This window comes from Chryseobacterium aahli, assembly GCF_022699665.1.
GTDB lineage: Bacteria > Bacteroidota > Bacteroidia > Flavobacteriales > Weeksellaceae > Chryseobacterium > Chryseobacterium aahli.
Window position 1 is genome coordinate 89934 of record NZ_JALDNB010000012.1, and the last position, 22036, is coordinate 111969.

Sequence of the window (22036 nt, forward strand, 5' to 3'; positions counted from 1 at the left end):
ATAAATTTTAGAAAGTGATATCTACACCTGTTACAAAAAATCTGCTTCTAGGATAGGCTGAATAATCTACTCCCGGAGTTAACGGATTTCTTCTTGTACTCGCTTCAGGATCATAACCTGAGTATTTTGTAATGACAAATACGTTGTTAACTGTTGCGTACAATCTGAAATTTTTAACACCTACAGCTTCCAAAGAACCTTTTGGTAAAGTGAATCCTAAAGTAACGTTGTTGAGTCTTAAGAAAGAACCGTCTTCAATTCCGTAAGAATGTAAAATGTATTGTCCTGTTGGTGGCGTCCACATTGTAGTATTTGCGTTCAATGCTGCCAAAGCAGTAGGATCGTTCACTTTTACCCCGTTGTTATCAAACCATCTCCATCTGTCTGCCACTTCTGCAGCCATGTTGTTGTCTCTGTATAAATACTGAGTGGTATTCTCTATTTTATTAGCATTATAAACTTTGTTTCCAACTGAGAAATTGAAGAATAAACTCATATCAAAGTTTTTGTAACGGAAAGTTTGGTTAAAACCTCCATAAAATTTAGGCTGAGCACTTCCTAATTCTTCTCTGTCTGCGTCAGTAATCTGTCCGTCACCATTTAAATCTTTTAATTTAAGATCTCCGGGTTGTACGGCTTTTGCACCTAATGCTATTGCGCTGCTGCTAGGAACTCCTGCTTTTAAAGTGTAGACCTGTGTTGCAGCATTGTAATCAAAATCACTGATTTCGTATCTTCCTTCAGTTAGATATCCGTAATAGGTTCCTACAGAACTTCCAACTTTAGCGATAAAGTCGAATCCGCCGATACCTCCCGATTGAACCAAATATGAATCTTGTCCCTGACGAACACTGCTTCCTAAACTTAAAATTTTGTTTCTGTTGGCTGAAAGGTTAATATCTGTTTTCCATGTGAAGTCTTCTTTGTTGACGATCACTCCTCCAAGAGTAAATTCTAAACCTCTGTTTTGAGTTTTACCTGAATTCTGAAATTGGTTTGAATATCCAGGGAAAGGAACTTTTGCTAAAACCAATAGATCTTTTGTGTCAGTAATATATCCGTCTACACTACCATATAGTCTTCCGTTGAACAATTCAAAATCAATACCTGCATTTTTAGATACGGTAGCCTCCCATTTTACATTAGGGTTAGCCTGTGTAGTAGAAATTGCAGCTCCCGGTGTAACTGAAGTTCCAAATACATACCCGTTGTTTGCATTGATATTATAGAAGTTGGCCCAAAGATAAGACGTGATTCTGTTGTTTCCGGAAAGACCGTAACCCACACGAAGTTTTAATTCATCTAACCAATTAACATCCTTTAGGAATTTTTCTTCTTTAATTTTCCAGGCTAATGAAGCAGCCGGGAAATATCCCCACTGGTTTCCTTTCATGAAAACATTCGATCCGTCAGCTCTTACTGATGCGGTTAAGATATATTTATTATCAAAAATATAATTTACACGTCCGAAAAATGAAGCTAAACGGTCTGGTGCCAAAACTCCTGTTCTTGCTGCATCTTGTATCAAACCAGCTGGCGGAGTAGCTGAAGCAATGTTCGCAAATGCCTCTTCAGGAAGGATAGATTTTGGAAACCATTTTACATACGTGTTACTTGTTTCACCATCTGTCTGAATGATCTCCTGACCTAATAAGACATCTAATTTATGCTTACCAAATTTTTTGGTATAGTTTAATGTATTGGTATTGGTAATTCTTCTAGATTGAGATCTGTCTAATTGCACGATTGGCATATCAGCATTGGCTCTTGCCTGTGAAGTTACTGTACCCCAAAATTGATTGGTGATGATATCTCTCTGAACGTAACCGATTACACTTCTGAAAGTAATATCTTTTGAAATATTCCAGTTGATGTATCCATTTAATAGTAAATCGTTTGATCTGTTGTCTCTTACTTCGTTATCATTTAAGATCAAAGGATTAACCAAATTGGTATTCGTAGCGTAGTTAGGATCAAAATCATCAACAGGAATATTAGATCCACCCTCGAAAGGCTGATATCTTACTGCATTTCTTAGTCTATTGTTACTTTGAGAACCTGAGCTGGATGTACCCACACCATTAATTAATGATCTGCTGTATCTTGCATTAAATCCGATTTTCAGTTTTTTGCTGATGTCGTAATCATATTTAAAGTTAACCATGCTTCTCTTAAAGCCGGATTTTAACATGATACCGTCTTCGTCCACATGATTCAATGTTAACGCAAAAGCAGATTTTTCAGAACCTCCGTTTATCGTAAGATTATGCGTGAAGTTGAAAGCTTCCTTACCGAATAATTCGTCTTGCCAATCTCTTCTTTTAACATTGCTGTACTTAGTTCCAAGCTCGTTATAAGTTCCATAACGGGTTGCGAAAGCTTGTACGTCAGCTTCTACACCATTTTTGTTATACAATTCGTACTGATACATTACAAATTCGTAAGGATCAAGAACATCCAATGTGTTCATAATTTTTCTTACTCCTGTAAACCCGTTGTAATTAATTGAAGTAGTGGCTCTTTTTTTACCACTTTTTGTTGTGATCAAAACTACACCGTTTGCTCCTCTGGAACCGTAGATGGATGTAGATGAAGCATCTTTCAAAACTTCAATAGACTCAATTTCTTTAGGCGTCAGGAGAGACATTGCGTTATCCATCTGCACACCGTCTACAATGTAAAGCGGTGCATTGCTTCCTGTGATAGAAGTACCCCCTCTTACTTTGATATCCACCTCTGCACCTGGCGAACCTTCACTCGTCTGTACCTGTACCCCGGCCAATCTACCCTGAATTGCTTCAGCAGCACTGTTTACCGGCATATCTTTTAAAGCTTCAGCTTTTACAGAAGATACGGCATTCGTAACGTCTTTTTTAGAAACCTTGGTATAACCTACCAAAACCACTTCGTCAATGTTGGTTTCTTTTTCTTTACCTTTCTCCTGCGCAAAGCCAAGTACGGGAAGCAGGAAAACAGTTAAATATAACCACTTTATCGATTGTACTTTTTTATTCATTATTATATCCTTATATAGTTTAATGTACGGTCGAGAGGCTATTACAGCTCCTCATTTAGTTTTTTCTGTGGATTTTAAGTACTCTGTTTGATTTTATGTCAAATTACGCTCTTCTTGTGCAATCGATTGCGTAATTTTTCACGATACGTATTTATCGTGGCTTCTAAACTAATATTATTTTCCATTACACAAAGAAAAAAATATTATTTTTTCGTGAACATATCTGTTTAATTTGTTTAAAATGACAAAATATTGGAGTTTATAGTATGTTTAAAATACTGATATTCAATTATATAATTTGTTATTTCCGTATTTTTAAATAGTCTGAAAAAAATATTTGAATATTTGCTGTTTAGGGTTTAAAATGATGAAAAATGAGTCGAAATTCAATGATTTTTACCTTTTAAAAATTCCCAAAATTGATACTCAAGCCTTCAATTTTTAAAATTGACGTGATTTTTATCAGTTTTTTGGCATCAGAAAAAATGTGTATTTTCTAATTAGTGCTAAATTGTCATATTTTAACATCTTGCTCTGATTAATTTTAAATTATCTTTATATATATGATATGACTGTTATCATGAGAGCATTTTGTGGCATGATTTTTATTTTGATAAGTGCTTGCACCTAATTTGGTCAAAAAAAGCACTCACTATATTCTTAAAATTTCTTAATTTTTTTTAAAATACTAATTTTATTTAATTGTTATTCAGCTAATTAAAAATTTAAATGAATTTTTTGTTAACGGAATACATATTATCTATATATTTATCGACAAGTATTTCTGTACAATTTAAGTGTAATTTAATGCAATCGATTACGCAATAGTTAACAGGTTTTTAAAAACCGTAATTTAAGTTTAAAATCTAGAGTATGACAAAATCAGAATTTCGTTACGCCCATCATCCTGAAGATGTAAAAAAATATACAACTGAAGATCTGAGAAGGGAGTTTCTAATCAATGATTTATTTAATGAAGATCAAATCAATGTAGTGTATTCTATGTACGACAGAATGATCGTAGGTGGTGCAATGCCAGTAAAAAATGCGTTGAAACTTGAGCCTACTAATGATCTGAAGGCAGAAAACTTCTTAGACAGAAGAGAATTGGGAATTATCAACGTAGGCGCTGCCGGTAAGGTAACCGTAGACGGAGAGGTTTTCGAGCTTGGAAACAAAGAAGCTTTATACATCGGAAAAGGGGCAAAAGATGTTGTTTTTGAAAACGGAAATGAAGGTCAGACTTTATTCTATTTCAATTCTGCACCTGCGCACCACACTTTCCCTACAAAGAAAATCACTAAAAATGAAGCCGAAATTGTAGAATTAGGTGAAGCAAAATACGCCAACAGACGTACCATCAACAAATTGATCGTCAACAGCGTATTGGAAACTTGCCAGCTACAAATGGGAATGACCGAGCTGCACGAAGGAAGTGTTTGGAACACCATGCCTTCTCACACGCATACCCGAAGAATGGAAGCTTATTTTTATTTTGATCTTGAAGAAGGACAGGCGGTAAGTCATTTTCTTGGCCAGCCGAACGAGACCCGTCATATCTTTATGAAAAACAATGAAGCAGTCTTGTCTCCGGAATGGTCTATTCACTCAGGAGTTGGTACTTCCAACTACACTTTTATCTGGGGAATGGCAGGAGAGAATATGGATTATGGCGATATGGACGCTGTTAAAACTAACGAACTAAAGTAATTTTTTCTACATGAATTTATTCGATTTATCCGGAAAAGTAGCCGTTGTAACAGGTGGAACTCACGGATTAGGAATGGCAATGGCTGAAGGCCTTGCCTCTGCAGGTGCTGAACTGGCAATCACAAGTACAACTCCCTCAAAATTAGATGAAGCCTTAGACTATTATCACAGCAAAGGATATAGCGCTACAGGTTATCTTTTTGATGTGACAGACGAATTGGAAGCCGCTCAGAAAGTATCATTAATGCTTGCTACACATGGGAAAATTGACATCTTGGTCAATAATGCAGGAATCATCAAACGTGTTCCGGCTTTAGAGATGGATGTTGCAGACTTTAGAAAAGTAATCGATGTAGATCTTACCGGTCCTTTCATCATGTCTCAATTGGTTGGGAAGCATATGATCAAAAGAAAATCCGGTAAAATCATCAATATTTGCTCTATGATGAGTGAGCTTGGCCGTGACAATGTAGTAGCATATGCTTCTGCAAAGGGCGGACTGAAAATGCTGACCAAGAATTTAGCAACAGAATGGGCAAAACACAATATTCAGGTGAACGGTATAGGTCCCGGATATTTTGCGACGACCCAAACAGAACCAATCAGAGTAGACGGGCATCCGTTTAACGATTTTATCATCAGCAGAACTCCGGAAGGCAGATGGGGGAACCCGGAAGATCTTGCAGGTACAGCTATTTTCTTAGCTTCAGACGCAAGTAAATTTATCAACGGACACATTATTTATGTGGATGGAGGTATTTTGGCGACTATCGGCAAACCTGCTAATGAATAACACAAGAATTTTACAGAAATGAAATCTTTTATTACAGATAACTTTTTATTACAAAATAAATACGCGGAAGAATTATACTTCAATTTCGCAGAAAAACAGCCGATCATCGATTATCACAATCATTTGATTCCAAAAGATATCGCTGAAGATACAGTTTTCAATAATATTTCTAAAGTTTGGATTGCGGGCGATCATTACAAATGGCGTGCAATGCGTACAATGGGAGTGAACGAAAGGTTTATAACTGGCGATGCTTCAGATAAAGAAAAATTCGAGGCTTGGGCAAAAACGGTTCCTTATACGTTAAGAAATCCTTTGTACCACTGGACGCATTTGGAATTAAAGCGTTATTTCGGAATTGATGAATTGTTAAACGAAAAAAACGCATCAGATATTTACGATAACATTACGGCACAGCTTCAGACTCCTGAAAAGTCTACAAGAGGTTTACTGAAAATGATGAACGTAGAATCTTTATGCACCACAGAAGATCCGATTGATGTTTTAAATTATCATCAGGATTTGGCGAAAAGTGATTTCAGCATTAAAGTAAGTACAGCTTTCCGTCCTGATAAAGCGATTTTGATTGAAAACCACAACTTCGCAGATTATATTTCTAAATTAGGCGAGTCAGCGGGAATTGAGATCAATTCTTACCAGAATTTGTGCGATGCCTTATTAAAAAGAGTAGAATATTTCCACGAAAACGAATGCAGATTGTGCGACCACGGATTGAACAATATTTCTTTCGAAGAAGCTTCAGAAGCTGAAGTAAGCGCAATTTTCAATGATAAAATTTCAGGAAAAGTAATCGCTGAAAAGCAGGTGAATCAGTTCAAAACTGCCATTTTATTATTCTTAGGCGAAACGTATCATAAATTCGGATGGGTTCAGCAGTTCCACCTGGGAGCTTTGAGAAATAACAACGAAAGAATGCACAGAATTCTCGGTCCTGATACAGGATGGGATTCTATCGGTGACTTCGTACAAGCTGAAACTTTGTCTAAATTGTTAAACGCTTTAGATGGAAAAGACAAACTGACCAAAACAATTCTATATAACTTAAATCCTGCCGACAACGAAATTTTCGCTACAATGATCGGGAATTTTAATGACGGAAGTATTAAAGGAAAAGTACAATTCGGTTCGGGCTGGTGGTTTTTGGACCAAAAAGACGGAATGATCAAGCAGATGAATGCTCTTTCAAACATGGGATTAATCAGCTGTTTCGTAGGAATGTTGACAGATTCAAGAAGTTTCTTATCTTACCCGAGACACGAATATTTCAGAAGAGTATTGTGTAATCTTTTCGGAGAAGAAATGAAAAACGGCGAATTGCCGGATGATATGGAACTGATCGGGAAAACCATTTCCGATATCTGTTATCATAATGCTAAAAATTATTTCGATTTTTAAATTTCGAATTAAATAAAATTTGAACCATTAAGAGGATTAAAAGGTTAAGATTTTTTAAGATGAAAATCTAAGATTTTATTAAGAAGACTACTTAAAGCGAAGCTCCACTTAAAAAATCTTTAAAACTTATAAATCTTAATGGTTAAAAAAATAATTTACATATCTGCAATTTTTCTAAACCTGAAAAGTTTTTGTGAGCTTGGCTGAGTAGAACGCCTTTGCGAACTTAAAAATATACATCGAGTTTAAAAGAAAAGCTTAGCGCACTTTGCGTTAAAATAACAGCAGATATTAAACAGAGTATTTATTAAAATATGGCTAGCAAAATACTTACTTTCGGTGAAGTAATCATGAGGCTTTCACCTCCCGGAAACAAAACAATGAAACAGAGCCACGAGATGGAATTCTTTTTCGGCGGAACTGAGCTCAACGTAGCTTCTTCATTGGCGACAATGGGTTGCGACGTGACGCATATCAGCAATGTTTCTGACGATTTTGTGGGGGAATCAGCATTGTCTTTCATCAAAAGTTTCGGGATCAATACGACTTTCATCAATAAAAATGAACATCCTTTAGGTTTGTATTTCCTTGAAGTTGGTGCATCCGTTCGTGCAAGCAGAATTGCGTACAACAGACTGAACGGTTCTTTTGCCAACATCAAACCCGAACAGGTAGACTGGAAAAAAGCTCTCGAAGGTTGCGACTATTTCCACTGGACAGGCATCAGCCCGGGAATTTCAGAAGGCGCTTACGAAACTTTGAAAGAAGGTTTGTTGACTGCCTGTGAAATGGGAATCGAAGTGACCACTGATCCGGCTTACCGTTCCAACCTTTGGAAATATGGTAAAAATGGGAATGAGGTTTTAAAGGAATTGGTTTCTTATTCAACGATTTTCATCGGTGGTGTAAATGAGATCAATGAAATTTTGGGAACTCAGTTTTCATCAGATCAGCAGGGTTTCATGGAAGCTTGTGAAGAATTAAAAAAGCAGTGTCCTTCTATTCATAAAATTTTCGATAAAATAAGAATCGGGGTTACGGCAAGTTCTCAGCAAACGCAGGGAAGAGCTTTGATTGACGGAAATTATTTTGAAACTAAATTTTTAGAAATAGACAACGTAGTCGACAGAATCGGAACAGGAGATGCTTTTGCCGCAGGTTTAATTTATGGTTTATTAAATTTTGATGACAAAAAAGCATTGAATTTTGCCAACGCAGCCTGTGCCATCAAACACACCATTTTGGGAGACATCAATTACTGCAGCGCAGAAGATATTCTTGAAGTAATGGCCGGAAATTCCGGAGGTAGAATCAAAAGATAGTTTTCGCTTTTGGCTTCTAGATTATGGTAATTGACTCCGAAAGTTTTCTAAATAAAAGTCATCATATTTAAACATTCGGTGTCTTTTATAAGCGAAGCGGCTTTGTGAAACTAAAAAACAGTTAGCCGTAAAAAATCTTTGTGACCTCTGTGTTCAAAAAATTCAAGCTAACAAAGTCCTAAAAGGGAACAGCATACCAAAGGATGGATAAAACGCCATCAAAGATTATTTTAACAAAATAATTAAACAAAATGACAAAAATTCAATTGGTTACAAACACCATCATCAATCAGGGAGCTTTGCCTCTGTATTACAATGCTGATGAAACGGTAACTTTAGAAATATTGAGATCGCTTTACAAGGCAGGAATCCGTGCGGTAGAATATACCAGCCGTGGAGATGCCGCTTTGAGCAATTTCACAAAAATGGTAGAAGTTCGTAATGCAGAAATGCCTGAAATGCTTCTTGGAATCGGAACCATTAAAAATGTACAGCAAGCTGAAGAATATTACAAAGCAGGGGCGGATTTCTTTATCAGTCCGGGTTTTGTGGCGGAAGTTGCGACATTCTTAATTCCGAAAGATTTGTTATACAGTCCGGGTTGCATGACTCCGACTGAAATTATCACTGCTGAAACTGCAGGCGTAACTTTCATTAAATTATTTCCAGGGAACGCTTTAGGACCAGGATTTATGAGTGCGATTAAAGATGTTTTCCAGAATCTGAAATTTATGCCGACCGGAGGTGTTGATACAACAAAAGAGAGCATCGAAAGCTGGTTCAAAGCCGGAGTTTCTGCAGTAGGAATGGGAAGCAAGCTGGTAAGCAAAGAATTGATGCTTGCGAAAGACTATGCGACGATAGAAAATGAAACCAAAAAAGTGCTGGATATCATTCAGACTTTAAAATAAATAAATTGACTATGAGTTCAGTTAAATCTCTTAAGCCGACGCAATACAGATGGACGATCTGTCTGCTGTTATTTCTCGCCACCACGATCAATTATCTGGATCGTCAGGTTTTATCTTTGACGTGGAAAGATTTTATCGCACCGGAATTTCACTGGAATAACAACGATTACGGAAATATCACGGCATTATTCTCCATATTTTATGCAGTGGGAATGCTTTTCGCAGGAAAATTTGTTGACTTCATGGATACCAAAAAAGGTTTCCTTTGGGCAATCGGAGTTTGGTCTGTTGGTGCAGTTCTACACGCATTCTGTGGAATCGCCACTTCAGGAATCCTTACCGGGACTTGGACAGCTGGTTTTCATGAATCCAAAGAATTGATTGGAACAGTTTCCAACACCTCTGCTATCATCAGTACAAGTGTTACCTTATTTGTTTTTGCACGTTTTGTATTGGCGATTGGTGAGGCTGGAAATTTCCCGGCGGCAATCAAAACTACGGCAGAATATTTTCCTAAAAAAGACAGAGCATTTTCTACAAGTATCTGGAATGCAGGAGCGACAGTGGGAGCTTTGGCAGCACCACTTACGATCCCGTTTATTGCAAAATCAATGGGTTGGGAATGGGCATTTATCATCATCGGTGCGCTTGGGTTTGTATGGATGGGACTTTGGGTATTCGTTTACAAAAAACCACATTTACATAAAAGAGTTAACGAACATGAATTAACGTATATCAATCAGGATCAGGACGATCTTCCCAATGAAGACACTTCAGTTCCGGAAAAAGTATTTACGTTTAAAGAATGTTTCAGCTATAGACAAACCTGGGCTTTTGCCTTCGGAAAGTTCATGACAGACGGCGTTTGGTGGTTCTTCTTATTCTGGACTCCGGCTTATTTAAGTTCGGTTTACGGAATGGATTCCACACAAAGTGCACTGCCGTTATTTGTATTGTACATGATCACTTTGCTTTCGATTATTGGAGGCTGGCTTCCAAAATATTTTGTTGAAAAATTAGGAATGAACGCCTACACAGGAAGAATGAAAGCGATGTTGATTTTCGCATTTTTCCCTTTATTGGCACTTTTAGCACAACCTTTAGGAACAATTACTTATTGGATTCCGGTTTTAATTATCGGAGTTGCAGGAGCAGCACACCAGGCGTGGTCAGCCAATATCTTCTCAACAGTGGGCGATATGTTCCCGAAAAAAGCCATCGCAACCATCACAGGAATTGGCGGAATGGCAGGAGGAATCGGATCGTTTATCATTAATAAATCTTCAGGAGTTTTATTTGATCACTCACACAAAGCATGGTCAACCGTTGACGGAGTTCCTCTGTTGGAAAAATATCCGCAGTTTGTCAACGACCGTTTACCGGATGATTTTTTCAAACAGTTAGAAAAATCAGGTGCAGTAGTTTCAGACGGAATTGACAAAGGATACATGATTATTTTCTCAATCTGTGCAGTAGCTTATTTGATTGCATGGGTCGTGATGAAATCATTGGTGCCTAAATATAAGGTGATCAGTAAATAATCACAAGTTTGAAAAATAACTTTGGGTTCTTTTTTAAGTGAAACGCCTTTGCGAACTTAAAAATATACATCAAGCATTAAAAAAATCTTTGCGGACTTTGCGTTAAAAAAAGCAGTAAGATTAAACAGAATTAAAAGCACAATTTAATTCAAATTAGAAAAATGGAAAATCAGACAAAACAACAGTTAAACCGTCAAAACAGCGGTAGAGATACAAAATTACCAATCAAAATAGTACAGTTCGGTGGAGGAAACTTTATGCGTGGATTTACAGATTATGTAATTGATAAATTAAATAAAGAAGCAGGTTTCAATGCAGGAATTGTCAACATACAGCCGACACCCAATGGTTCGGTTCACAAGCTTGAAGAACAGGGAAATCTCTACACTCTATTTTCAAGAGGAATTAAAAAAGGAGAAATCATCGATGAGAAATGCGTGATTTCGGCGATTCAGAAATCGATCAATCCTTATGCAGATTACAACAGTTTTCTGGAATTAGCAAAAGAAGAAGAACTTGAATTTGTTTTTTCAAATACAACAGAAACCGGAATTGCTTACGACGAAACTGAAAATTCGTATGAAGGTCCACACAAAAATTTCCCTGCGAAAGTTGCGGTTTTACTTCATGAAAGATACAAGCATTTCAACGGAGCAGCAGATAAAGGGTTAAGAATTATTCCTTGTGAACTGATTGAAGAAAATGCGATTGTTTTAAAAGCAATTATTTTAAAATATGCTCAACTTTGGAATTTAGACGAAGGTTTTGCAGAATGGGTTGAAAACAGCAACCACTTCCACAATACTTTGGTCGACAGAATAGTTCCGGGTTACCCGAAAGATGATGCGGCGACATATGAAGACCAGTTGGATTATGAAGACCCGATGATGGTGGTTTCTGAAACATTCCTTTTGTGGGTGATTCAGGGAGGTAAAGATTTAAAACAGAGAATTCCTTTCGATCAGATCAACGAACAGATTTTGGTGGTGGATGATATTCAGCCATACCGTTTGAGAAAAGTGAGAATTCTGAATGGTGGACATACATTAATGTTGGCTCCGGCAATTTTAGCAGGAAAAGAAATCGTAAAAGAAGCGATCGATGATCAATTTATCGGAACTTTTTTAAGCGAATCCATATTTAATGAAGTCAATCAGACGTTAGGTTTAGATGAAACTGAACTGAAGAATTTTGCGGAAGAAGTTTTCGACAGATTCAGAAATCCTTTCATCAAGCACCATTTGGCGAGCATTGCTTTATATTTTGTTTCTAAATTTAAAGTAAGAGTCGTTCCGAGTTTGCTGACTTATGTTGAAAGAAATAATAAACTTCCGCTGAACTTAACGTTCTCTCTGGCAAGTTTAATCAGATTCTATCAGGGAAGTTTTGGTGAAAAATCTCTTCCTCTGAATGACGAAGAAGCCATCGTAAACAGATTCAGAGAAATCTGGAAAAACGAAGATTACGAAGTCGTTTCAGAACAGTCGTTAAGCGAAAAACTGTTCTGGGATACCGACCTTACACAGGTAGAAGGCCTGAAAGCCGCAGTAGCAAAAGCATTGTACGAGATCGACCACAATGACATGGAAACTGCTTACAAAAATTTTATTCAATTTTATTCTTAAACAATCATGCAAAAGAAAGTACTGAAAGTAAATCCCAAAGACAACGTAATTGTAGCGTTGATGGATTTGCCTGCCGGAGAATCGGTGCACTTAGACGGTACAGATTATACGATTCTTAAAGATATTAAAGCAAAACATAAATTCGCTGCCGTAGATTTTGAGGATGGCGACTATATCTTAATGTATGGAGTAATCGTTGGAAAAGCCAACCAATCCATTAGACAGGGCGAAGTGATTACCACCGAAAACGTAAAGCACCAAAGTGCAAAAGTGGTCGGGAAAACCGCTACTTTAGGCTGGACTCCACCCAATGTTGACAAGTGGAAAGACCGTACTTTCATGGGTTACCACCGTGAAGACGGGCAGGTAGGAACAGAAAACGTCTGGCTGTTTTTCCCGTTGGTATTCTGCGAAAACAAGAATATCGAAACACTAAAGGATATTTTTGAAAAAGAATTGCTTCACGATAAAGCCAGCAAACATCAGTTGTTGCTGCGTTCTTTATTGAACGGCGGTGCAGCTGTTGAAGTTGAAGAAGAACAAGCGGACACAAGAATATTTAAAAACATCGATGCAAGATTCATCACGCATCAAGGCGGTTGTGGCGGAATCCGTCAGGACGCTGAAGCGTTGGGAAGACTGTTCGCAGGATATGTCAACAACCCGAATGTTGCTGGAGCTACGGTTCTCAGCTTAGGATGTCAGAATCTTCAGGTGCAGATTTTCATGGATTCACTGCATGCATTGGCTCCAAATAATAAAAAGCCAATCGTCGTCTACGAACAGCAAAAATCAGGTACCATCGATGAAATGCTGACCGGCGTTATTAAAGATTCATACGAAGGTATTAAAAAAGCCAACGAAATAGAGAGAAAACCTGCATCAATCACCAAACTGAACATTGGTTTGGAATGTGGCGGCTCAGATGGTTTCTCAGGAATTTCTGCAAACCCTGTTTTGGGAGAAGTTTCAGATATTATTGCGGCAGTTGGCGGAACAACCATGTTGGCCGAGTTCCCTGAATTGTGTGGAGTAGAGCAGGAGCTGGTGAACCGTTGCATTAACGATGAAGACGGTGTGAAATTCCTGAAACTGATGAAAGATTTTGAAGCCTCTGTGGTTGCGGCAGGATCAGGATTTGATATGAATCCGTCTCCCGGAAACATCAAAGACGGTTTAATTACTGATGCAATGAAATCTGCAGGAGCATCCAAAAAAGGCGGGGCTGCCCCAATTGTGGAAGTTCTTGATTTTACAGAATATGCCACAAAACCAGGTCTGAATCTTTTGTGTACTCCCGGAAATGATGCCGAGTGTACAACGGCTTTAGTCGGTTCAGGTGCGACAGTCGTGCTTTTCACTACCGGTCTTGGAACACCGATGGGAAATCCTATTTCGCCTGTTGTGAAGATTTCTTCCAATACTATTTTGGCAGAAAAAATGTCAGACATTATTGATTTCAATGCAGGTACCGTAATCAGCGGAGAAAAAACAATTCCTGAAGCGGCAGACGAACTTCTGGAACTCATCATCAACGTAGCCAGCGGCGAAGTAAAAACCAAAGCGGACGTTTTGAATCAGAATGATTTCATTCCATGGAGACGAGGAGTCTCTCTGTAATGGGTTAATTATATTAAATATTAGGGTTGAAAATGCTTCTTGCTTCGGTAGGGAGCATTTTTTTTTCTAGGATTCTCAACATAAATGTTTTCAAATAAACAGAATGCTGGTATCAATTGGACTAGGGGTTCTTATACGTTGAAATAAAAAGAAATTTGTACCACAATTAAATAATATAGATTGATGGGTTAATAATTATTTATTTAAACCCCATTCCCATCAAGATGTCGAGAAAAATCATAAAAAAGTTCGTTTCGCAATACGTGAAAACTGACTTTTCAGTTTCAATTACTACTCTATCATTTAATCATATATTTTCAAAATTTAAAAGACTAATTTTAAAACTCACACCTAAAATCTAATTCCCTTTTACCTGCTTACTTTTGCATTATTTTAATTCAATCTCTTTTATGAACGTTGGTTTATTTTCAAAATACACCATGTTCTAGTACTTTATTTTCGCAAGTGAACGCTTAGTGATTTGAAAGGTGTTTTATTACATTTTCTATGTTTGTTGTTTTTATTGAATTGAAAATCAATAGTTTAATATAGTTTAGTATCTATTTAGTACTTGTTTTTTTTTGTTTAAATCCAAAATGTTGTTTTTTTGCGTGGCATAATTAATCAAGCTCTTAATTATTTATAAATAAAAATACAAAAGATGAAAAAATATTACAATTCATCTCATTTTTTTTAATACTCAAGTAGAGGTGATGAATATTTTGATATTCATATACATAGTCTTAAGAGGTCTTTGTTCTTAAATGCCTATTCTTAATATAAAAATGCAACAATAAAAACATAAATGAATGAAAAAAAAAACATGTAATCTCAATAGAAGAATTGTAGAAGAAAATTTTAAAAAAATATTCTTTTCTATTTTAATGCTCTTTTCCATAGGTTATGGGCAAAACATCAAGGCACAAGGAGTAGCGGCTACTTGCAACGGAACAGCCAATATATCACCCAACAGCACAACAATCATTAATGGTGTTACAATTACATCAGCTTCATCAGGCTCAGTTGCCCAATACGTTCCTGCATTTTATGGCAATTGTGCAAGCTTATCTCCTAATTCTTTACTTGTTGGGAGACACGTAACGGCTCATGATGACACTCCTGCTCCTTGGTCTATTACGCTCACTTTTGACAAGCCAGTAAATGATTTGGTTTTACTTTTAGGTGGTGGAGGTAACCTTACAGGTGATTCTTATAATGAAAATTTTCTTTTCAATGGTGATAATGGATCAATTTCTACAAGTGCAAGTCAATATTGTAATGCCAATACTGCTGGTAATCAAATTCAATTATGGTCAAACGGGACGATTAATACCGATGGAGGCGGGCGGTTTAAGATACATTCTACAAGACCGTTTACCCAATTGACTATTAGCGGAGATGGTGGAGCAGATGGTGCATATCTTGGGATATGTAGTGAATCTATAAAACCTATACCTCCTAAATGTTTTATTTCTAATGCCAACAGCACAACAGGTTGGAAAGCAAAAGTATATGATGGGGTTGACGGTATGGATGGTTGGGCACAAATATCAGCATCTAATAGCTTTCCTACAGCAAGTTACACACAGGTGGCAACATTTGATTATAATGAAAACATAAACTCTGGTTATGCTTTCGATGTCCTTTTTGGCACTATCACTTATGGTTTGCGACCTGCTAATCCTAAAATACAAAATTATGTAGGTGCGCAGATATATAATCCACCAGGTGGCTCGAACAATAATAATGATTACGCTGTACTATTTACTAAAACTATTGCTAGTGGTGAAGAGGGAATTTATCAGTTTGATTTGGGCTATGGTGATGACCATATCTTTATTTATAAGAATGGGGTAAAGCTTAATCAACAACAGGATGCATACAATGTAACTCCTCTTGATAATTTCACAACAATGAATTTAGTTGCAGGAGATACAGTATCTATTTTGATGGTTGAAGAATATGAATATAATACAGAAGTTCAAATGATAGCGACTAAATTAATCGCTCCTCCAGTTAAAAACTTAACAAATATATGCCCATCTAATACTGTCAATTTAAATGATGCTCATATAGGAACGATTCCTTCTGGTGATTTGCTTCTTTGGTTTAATAACAATACTCATACTGGAACACCGCTTACCTTAGTACAAATTGCAACAGCCGGAGCAGGTACTTACTATGCTTTTTATTATAAAAGTTCTGGGAATTGCTACAGCCTTGCTTCAGCTATGGTAACGGTAACAATATCAACTTGCCCGACCTACTGCTACAAACCTGCAGCAACTGGAACAACTGTGCAGTCTAAACACGGCATTACTTCTCTCGGAAGAGCCGGAGAGGATAACGGAAACTGGCCAATGATAAGAAATAACGCTTGGACTGTTTTAGAATCTAAAACCAAAGGGTTTGTAGTAAACAGAATTTCTACCACTGCAGCAGTAGTTGCTTTACCTAATCCTGTAGAAGGAATGATGGTTTATGACGAAGAAACAGATTGCCTTAAAATAAATACCGATGGCACTTCTGGTGGTTGGAAATGTTTCAACACCCAAACCTGCCCATAAATATTTTACCGTTGTTAAGATTTTAAACCTTAACAACGTTTTTTAAATAATTAAAAAAAATAACGAAATGCAAAAATTAATTATATCAAGTTTTATCCTTTTTTCAACACTCATATATTCACAAGTAGCAATCGGGAAAACAAGCGTTACGAACGCAACAGTCTCTTTAGAATTTGGAATAAGCAATTCAACCGATGGCTACAAAGGAATCTTAATTCCTTGGGTTTCTACTGTTTCAGGAACTCCGAATGCAAGTTATACCGGTGTATTAAATCCGGTAGATGGAACCATCATTTTCGATGTATCCGATAAAAAAGTAAAATACAGAAAAGCAGGAGCTTGGTTCGAATTAAGTAAAAATGAAATAACGACCGTAGATGGCGTTATCAATTATGACACTACCGGAGTTGCAAATACCACTTTGCAAGATAATTTAATAGAAAATTTCACAGCAAAAGTGATGATAGGAGGGAATTCGTCTACAGATACTGCTACAGGGATTTTAGTATTAGCAGATACCAATAAAGCGATGATTCTACCGAAAATGGATTCACCACATCTTAATATTATCAATCCGCTTGCAGGAATGATGGCTTACGATACCACTGCAAAACAATTAGCCATATTCAACGGAAAAGTTTGGAGTTTTTGGAAGCCTTAAATTTATAGATTAATCACGATTCTTGAATAATTGAAAATATCAACTCAATCACGAAACAATGAATATTTAGAGAAAATTGGGTGTGTTTGAAAGTATAAACATTGGAGCTTTGATTCGCCATCGCATTATAGAAAGTGGGATGAGAATAAAGCGTATTTTGTAATTTTTTCAAAAGTACAGAGAACGAGATCGGAAATATATATAACTCAGAATGCTTGGATTCTACTCTTTGTTGAAATGGAGCAAGCTGCTGGAATATGATTTCTTCAAAATTTACACACTGCATTTGATTCATAATATAGCACAATAATGTGAATATTGATTAGGTTTAACAAATCATAAAAAACTATGACTAGATTTATTAATTGTAATATTTCTGTTTCGAAATTTTGTAAAAAACTAACTAACTAGATGGATGTAAAACTTATCAACCGAGTAATTCTCTCATTTTCTTTTTACTTTAGCTGTTTTGCAACGGCGCAAAATCTTAGCCCTAAACAAATAGATTTGCTTTCTGTACAAGCAATAATTTTAAGAAAAACAGGGTGTTATCAAAAATATTACAAAAAACAATTGTATATTTTGAAGGAATCTCAAAAAATAAAATATTCTAAAGGTATTGCGTTATCACATCTCGAAGCGGGTGCTGTTCAGCAAGTATTAGGGAATTTTAATGAATCGGTAAAGCATTTTTCTCTCGCGGAAAAAGAAATTTATGTTGAAAGTGATTTTGGGTTAAAATCAGAACTCAATAGATATTTGGGGGAAAGTTATCATCGCTTGGGACTTTATGATAGTTCTATAAAAAAGCACAAACAAGCAATATTGATAGCCGAAAAAGTGAATAATGGCGAAAAAAACATTCTTAAAGCCATCAATTACAATGATATAGGAGCTAGTTTGGAACGAATAAAAAATTCAGATTCTGTTTACTATTATTACGGTAAAGCTTTTTATTTTATCACTAAACCCTATGAGTATTCTAAGGAATTTTCTAAACGAAAACAAAGCTCTATAGCCGCAGTAATTGCTGGGAATGTAGGCGAATTATTTGATAAAAAAGGAAGACCAGATTCTGCCAATTATTACTTTCTAAAATCATTAGAATTAAACAAAGCTTCTGATAATAAACATGCAAAAACACTGGTTTACAATCAGATAGGAGGATCTTATCTCAAAAATAAAAAATATGCTAATGCTATAGAATATTTTGAAAAAGCATTGAAATTTTCAGAAGAGTTTAATTATTTGTACTCACAAAAACAAAGCTACAAAGGATTGTCGCAAGTTTATGAAAAATTGGGAGATAGCAAAAAACAAATTTATTACACGCAACTCTATGTAAAAACAAATGACAGTATTGTTGCTTCGGAAAAGAAGGGAATCAATACTTCTCTTAACAAAATCATTAAAGATGAAAGAACAATCAATGAAGAATCGAAGTCAAAATTATATTGGATTATTGGCGGAATTCTTCTTTTAGCGACTTTGGTTTTTCTATTCTATTTTTTATTTTATCAAAAAATGAAAAGAAAAAAAGATGATGCTATTTCAGATTCTGAAATAAAATTGGCGGAAAAAAGAGAAATCATTGAACAAAAAGAACAAGAAACACAACAATTAAAATTAAAACTGAATGAATCCTTTGATGAAGTAGTGCAACTTGCCAAAGAAAACAACCCGGAATTTCTCACCCGCTTTCAAGAAGTTTACTCGGAATATTACCAAAAATTAACCATGATAGAACCTAAATTATTAACCACAGAAGTAAAACTTTGTGCGATGATTTACTTAGGTTTTTCTACTAAAGATATTGCAGAATATACTTTTGTTACTATAAAAGCTGCGCAACATAGGAAATTCAGGCTCAGAAAAAAGCTCAATATTCCTTCAGATGTAGATATTAATGTTTGGTTGAATGAAAATTAGCTATGTTTTCTAACATCGCCAAAAAAACTACTTCCTCTTTGAAGACTTCCTCACACAAATCTGCGGTGCCAGAACGACTTTCTTTTCAATAGAAACTCCCGAAGAGTTATCTTTGATGCGATCTATAAAAACCTGTCCGGCCATATTTCCCATCAACAGAGGAGTCTGATCCATCGAGCTCATTGGAAGCTCCATAAATTGAGTAAAAGGTTCATTGGAGAAACCAATCACAGCAACTTCCTGAGGGATTTTAATTTTACGTTTTTTTAATTCCTGACAAGCACCAAGTGCTGCAAAATCACTAGAAGAAAATATAGCATCGGGAATTGAAGGTCTGCTCCATAAAGTTTTGATGGCTTCAATTCCTGCCTCAATAGAACTTCCGGTAGAAATAATGTTTTCCTCTTTTACCTGAAAGTTGTGGTCGATTAAGGCTTGCTTATAACCATTCAGACGGTTTTGATAAATTTCAAGATTCAAATCTCCGGCAAAGTGACAGATGTTTTTGTAACCTTCACTAATCAGATGTTCGGTTGCCATATAACCGCCACGGTAATCATCAATCGTAACCGTACTGATTCCAGGAATGTCTTTCTTTCTATCGAAAAATATAATAGGTGTATTTGTTGTATTTAAAATATGCTGAATGTGTTCCGTGTCAACCGTTGTTCTGGAAACAGACATGAAAATTCCGTCTACCTGAGCATTTAGTAAAGTATTTAGGTGTTTCTTTTCGGTTAAAACGTCTTCATGGCTTTGGCAGATGATCACGTGATAACCGTGCAGAGAAAGTTCCTCCTCAATTCCACGGATAACGGACGAAAAAAAGTTGGTATTGATGTAGGGAACGATAATTCCTACGTTTTTGGTTTCCCCACTTTTGAGGGCTTTGGCAAGATTATTCTGCTTATAGTTCATCTCTTTAGCAGTTTTCATCACCAGATCTTTCGTTGCCTGACTGATTCTCGGATTGTCATTCAATGCTCTGGAAACCGTTGCCACACTTACGTTTAGCTTTCTGGAAATATCATAAATGGTGGCATTCTTCTTTGTCATAGGTATTCTGGGCTAACGTTAAATTTCCTTCAATATTCCATTACGGAATGGAGGTAAATTTAATCAAATTAAGCATATCTGCGGTTAAAAAACCACATTTTTATTGTTTTTTAACTAGATGCAACAGACTTATAAGATAAAGATATTTTGAAGTTTAGATGGTGCTTAATCAAGGATGTACATTTTTTTATTTTTCAGGCTGATTCCTATTTTCTTTCCGAGCCAATTGATGCTTGTTTTTCCTTCGTAGATAAGGCCTTCTACAAACATCACTTTTGGATCTTTCAGTGTGACAAATTCATTGGAAATTGATCCCACTGATCCTTTGTAGAATTTGATTACAACGTTTTCATTAAACTCACTTTTCTTTTCCATCATCTCAAGTTTTGCTGCATCCATACCCAAAGTTTTAATCAATTTGTCACTGAGCCAGAAAGAATTATTTCCCGCTCCGGAATCTAGTAAAACCTGAATTTTATATTGATTGTTAAGCATAATATAAGTAGAGATGTCAATGGTTTTATCCGCATGAGTGGTTAATTGAATATCAAAACTTTTTGACTTTTTATCTTTTGAAAAATCGGTTAAAGTGATTTCCTGCTTATCAAAATCAATGATAAAATCTGTTTCTTTAAACATCGGAAGTGATATCAATCCATCGATTCCGTCAAGTTTCATATCAAAGGTTGAATAGGGAATATCATTAAATTTTTTACCGGCAAATGTAATTTCTTTATTTTGGTACAAAGGAATATCTATTCTTTCGCCTGTCGCTCGGTAGGCTGTAAAGAAATTGTAAGTAGATTTTGGCTTGATGTCTTTCGCAAAACTGTCAAAGAAAAGATTGATTCCACCACCTGTATCGAAAATAAAATTTCCTTCTTTCCCTTCGATCGTGGCTTTTGCAATAATATGACCAGAAGGAAGAATTTTAATAGGAGTTTTTTGAGCAGATAAGAAGGTTGATAAGACGATGGAAAACAGGTATAGTATTTTTTTCATTTTCTTTTTTTGTTGGAATTTATTGATTTAAATGGAAGTCAAAAGTAAGTAGTTTCAATTAATTGTGAAATAAAAATATTATTGAACAAAATTTGACAGGTTCTTAAAATTGAAATTTAGATTAAACTAATTGTATTAAATGAATATTCGATTCTTTTGATCGTTATAAATCAAGCAAATTTTCTGGCATCGTAGTTTTACTACATGAAATCGTAGAACTACTACAATTTTCGAAATAATGATTTAAAAGTTTAAAAAATAGTTTTTGTGTAATTATCTTTGGGTATACAAAAAATCATTACACGAAATATTAACGATTAAAATTTACAAATCATGGCAGCAAATTCAAGAGGAATCTTAAAATTCAACGGAAGCGAAGGTCAGAAATTATTAAAACTGAACTACAGCGTTTCAAGATCAACAGACGTTTCAGGTAGAGTAGCATCAGATCCTTCGAATGCATTGATCAAATTAACAATCGAGGCGACAGAAAAATCTGACATCCTAGAGTCATTGTTAAATGGAAAATACAAGCCGACTTCAGGTGAAATCACTTTCAACAAATCTCACGAAGAAGGTACTTTAATTACTTTAAACTGGGAAAACGGATACGTTATTCAGCACGAAGTAGATTTCGATGCGGTAGACGAAAATTCAATGCTGATCAGCTTTATTGTAAGTGCTGAAAAAATCAACTACGGTACATCTGCTTACGAAGGAGTTTGGCCAACAAGCTAAATCAAAAACTTACCTTTTAAGTATTATTGTATACAAAGCAAAGACTGTCTTTAGAGGCAGTCTTTTTCGACAGAATATAAATTTCTGACAATATATTTATGAAAAGTACTTATGGTATTAGCTTTAGTA

Annotated in this window: 15 protein-coding genes; 12 read left to right on the forward strand and 3 right to left on the reverse strand. The window is 35.9% G+C overall.

Going from position 1 to position 22036, the window contains the following annotated elements; translation table 11 throughout:
* Window positions 1-7 precede the first annotated feature (7 nt).
* Complete coding sequence (locus tag MQX03_RS17365; protein WP_242804535.1) at window positions 8-3016, reverse strand: SusC/RagA family TonB-linked outer membrane protein; 3009 nt, start codon at window positions 3014-3016, stop codon at window positions 8-10.
* An 873-nt stretch (window positions 3017-3889) separates the two neighbouring features.
* Between MQX03_RS17365 and kduI the strand changes: the two genes are divergently transcribed.
* The 11 genes from kduI (at window position 3890) to MQX03_RS17420 (ending at window position 19111) form a co-directional block, all read left to right on the forward strand.
* Entirely contained in the window at window positions 3890-4726 is an 837-nt protein-coding gene (gene kduI / locus MQX03_RS17370) for a 5-dehydro-4-deoxy-D-glucuronate isomerase (RefSeq protein ID WP_242804537.1), read from the forward strand.
* A gap of 10 nt (window positions 4727-4736) precedes the next feature.
* Window positions 4737-5519, forward strand: coding sequence for a gluconate 5-dehydrogenase (locus MQX03_RS17375; RefSeq protein WP_242804539.1), 783 nt, complete (start codon window positions 4737-4739; stop codon window positions 5517-5519).
* A gap of 18 nt (window positions 5520-5537) precedes the next feature.
* On the forward strand, window positions 5538-6935 hold the full coding sequence (uxaC, locus tag MQX03_RS17380; RefSeq protein WP_242804541.1) for a glucuronate isomerase: 1398 nt from the start codon (window positions 5538-5540) through the stop codon (window positions 6933-6935).
* Window positions 6936-7249: 314 nt separating this feature from the next.
* Window positions 7250-8257, forward strand: a complete 1008-nt coding sequence (locus MQX03_RS17385) for a sugar kinase (RefSeq protein WP_242804542.1) — start codon at window positions 7250-7252, stop codon at window positions 8255-8257.
* Between the two features lie 251 nt (window positions 8258-8508).
* Entirely contained in the window at window positions 8509-9168 is a 660-nt protein-coding gene (locus MQX03_RS17390; RefSeq protein ID WP_242804543.1) for a beta/alpha barrel domain-containing protein, read from the forward strand.
* A gap of 11 nt (window positions 9169-9179) precedes the next feature.
* Window positions 9180-10709: an MFS transporter gene (locus MQX03_RS17395; protein ID WP_242804544.1), complete on the forward strand. Its 1530-nt coding sequence runs from the start codon at window positions 9180-9182 to the stop codon at window positions 10707-10709.
* A 161-nt stretch (window positions 10710-10870) separates the two neighbouring features.
* A complete protein-coding gene (locus MQX03_RS17400; protein WP_242804545.1) occupies window positions 10871-12334 on the forward strand; it encodes a tagaturonate reductase in 1464 nt (487 codons plus the stop codon).
* Between the two features lie 6 nt (window positions 12335-12340).
* On the forward strand, window positions 12341-13954 hold the full coding sequence (locus MQX03_RS17405; protein WP_242804546.1) for a UxaA family hydrolase: 1614 nt from the start codon (window positions 12341-12343) through the stop codon (window positions 13952-13954).
* A gap of 809 nt (window positions 13955-14763) precedes the next feature.
* Window positions 14764-16521, forward strand: a complete 1758-nt coding sequence (locus MQX03_RS17410; RefSeq protein ID WP_242804547.1) for a hypothetical protein — start codon at window positions 14764-14766, stop codon at window positions 16519-16521.
* Between the two features lie 67 nt (window positions 16522-16588).
* Complete coding sequence (locus MQX03_RS17415; RefSeq protein ID WP_242804548.1) at window positions 16589-17182, forward strand: hypothetical protein; 594 nt, start codon at window positions 16589-16591, stop codon at window positions 17180-17182.
* A gap of 411 nt (window positions 17183-17593) precedes the next feature.
* Window positions 17594-19111, forward strand: a complete 1518-nt coding sequence (locus MQX03_RS17420) for a tetratricopeptide repeat protein (protein ID WP_242804550.1) — start codon at window positions 17594-17596, stop codon at window positions 19109-19111.
* 27 nt (window positions 19112-19138) lie between these two features.
* On the opposite strand, the gene MQX03_RS17425 is transcribed toward MQX03_RS17420, so the two are convergent.
* Together MQX03_RS17425 and MQX03_RS17430 are read right to left on the reverse strand one after the other, a co-directional pair.
* The gene (locus tag MQX03_RS17425; RefSeq protein ID WP_129534769.1) at window positions 19139-20167 is read right to left on the reverse strand and encodes a LacI family DNA-binding transcriptional regulator; all 1029 of its coding nucleotides are present in this window, start codon (window positions 20165-20167) and stop codon (window positions 19139-19141) included.
* A 165-nt stretch (window positions 20168-20332) separates the two neighbouring features.
* The gene (locus tag MQX03_RS17430; protein WP_242804552.1) at window positions 20333-21169 is read right to left on the reverse strand and encodes a retropepsin-like aspartic protease; all 837 of its coding nucleotides are present in this window, start codon (window positions 21167-21169) and stop codon (window positions 20333-20335) included.
* Between the two features lie 333 nt (window positions 21170-21502).
* Between MQX03_RS17430 and tssD the strand changes: the two genes are divergently transcribed.
* Complete coding sequence (tssD, locus tag MQX03_RS17435; protein WP_185145185.1) at window positions 21503-21907, forward strand: type VI secretion system tube protein TssD; 405 nt, start codon at window positions 21503-21505, stop codon at window positions 21905-21907.
* The last annotated feature ends 129 nt before the right edge of the window (window positions 21908-22036 follow it).

Excerpts from the sequence above, each read along its gene's own strand:
- MQX03_RS17400 (WP_242804545.1), top strand. The coding sequence starts at position 10,871 with ATGGAAAATCAGACAAAACAACAGTTAAACCGTCAAAACAGCGGTAGA.
- MQX03_RS17420 (WP_242804550.1), top strand. The coding sequence starts at position 17,594 with ATGGATGTAAAACTTATCAACCGAGTAATTCTCTCATTTTCTTTTTAC.
- MQX03_RS17385 (WP_242804542.1), top strand. The coding sequence starts at position 7,250 with ATGGCTAGCAAAATACTTACTTTCGGTGAAGTAATCATGAGGCTTTCA.
- MQX03_RS17365 (WP_242804535.1), bottom strand. The coding sequence starts at position 3,016 with ATGAATAAAAAAGTACAATCGATAAAGTGGTTATATTTAACTGTTTTC.
- MQX03_RS17375 (WP_242804539.1), top strand. The coding sequence starts at position 4,737 with ATGAATTTATTCGATTTATCCGGAAAAGTAGCCGTTGTAACAGGTGGA.
- MQX03_RS17410 (WP_242804547.1), top strand. The coding sequence starts at position 14,764 with ATGAAAAAAAAAACATGTAATCTCAATAGAAGAATTGTAGAAGAAAAT.
- MQX03_RS17415 (WP_242804548.1), top strand. The coding sequence starts at position 16,589 with ATGCAAAAATTAATTATATCAAGTTTTATCCTTTTTTCAACACTCATA.
- MQX03_RS17390 (WP_242804543.1), top strand. The coding sequence starts at position 8,509 with ATGACAAAAATTCAATTGGTTACAAACACCATCATCAATCAGGGAGCT.
- uxaC (WP_242804541.1), top strand. The coding sequence starts at position 5,538 with ATGAAATCTTTTATTACAGATAACTTTTTATTACAAAATAAATACGCG.
- MQX03_RS17430 (WP_242804552.1), bottom strand. The coding sequence starts at position 21,169 with ATGAAAAAAATACTATACCTGTTTTCCATCGTCTTATCAACCTTCTTA.
- kduI (WP_242804537.1), top strand. The coding sequence starts at position 3,890 with ATGACAAAATCAGAATTTCGTTACGCCCATCATCCTGAAGATGTAAAA.
- MQX03_RS17405 (WP_242804546.1), top strand. The coding sequence starts at position 12,341 with ATGCAAAAGAAAGTACTGAAAGTAAATCCCAAAGACAACGTAATTGTA.
- MQX03_RS17425 (WP_129534769.1), bottom strand. The coding sequence starts at position 20,167 with ATGACAAAGAAGAATGCCACCATTTATGATATTTCCAGAAAGCTAAAC.
- MQX03_RS17395 (WP_242804544.1), top strand. The coding sequence starts at position 9,180 with ATGAGTTCAGTTAAATCTCTTAAGCCGACGCAATACAGATGGACGATC.
- tssD (WP_185145185.1), top strand. The coding sequence starts at position 21,503 with ATGGCAGCAAATTCAAGAGGAATCTTAAAATTCAACGGAAGCGAAGGT.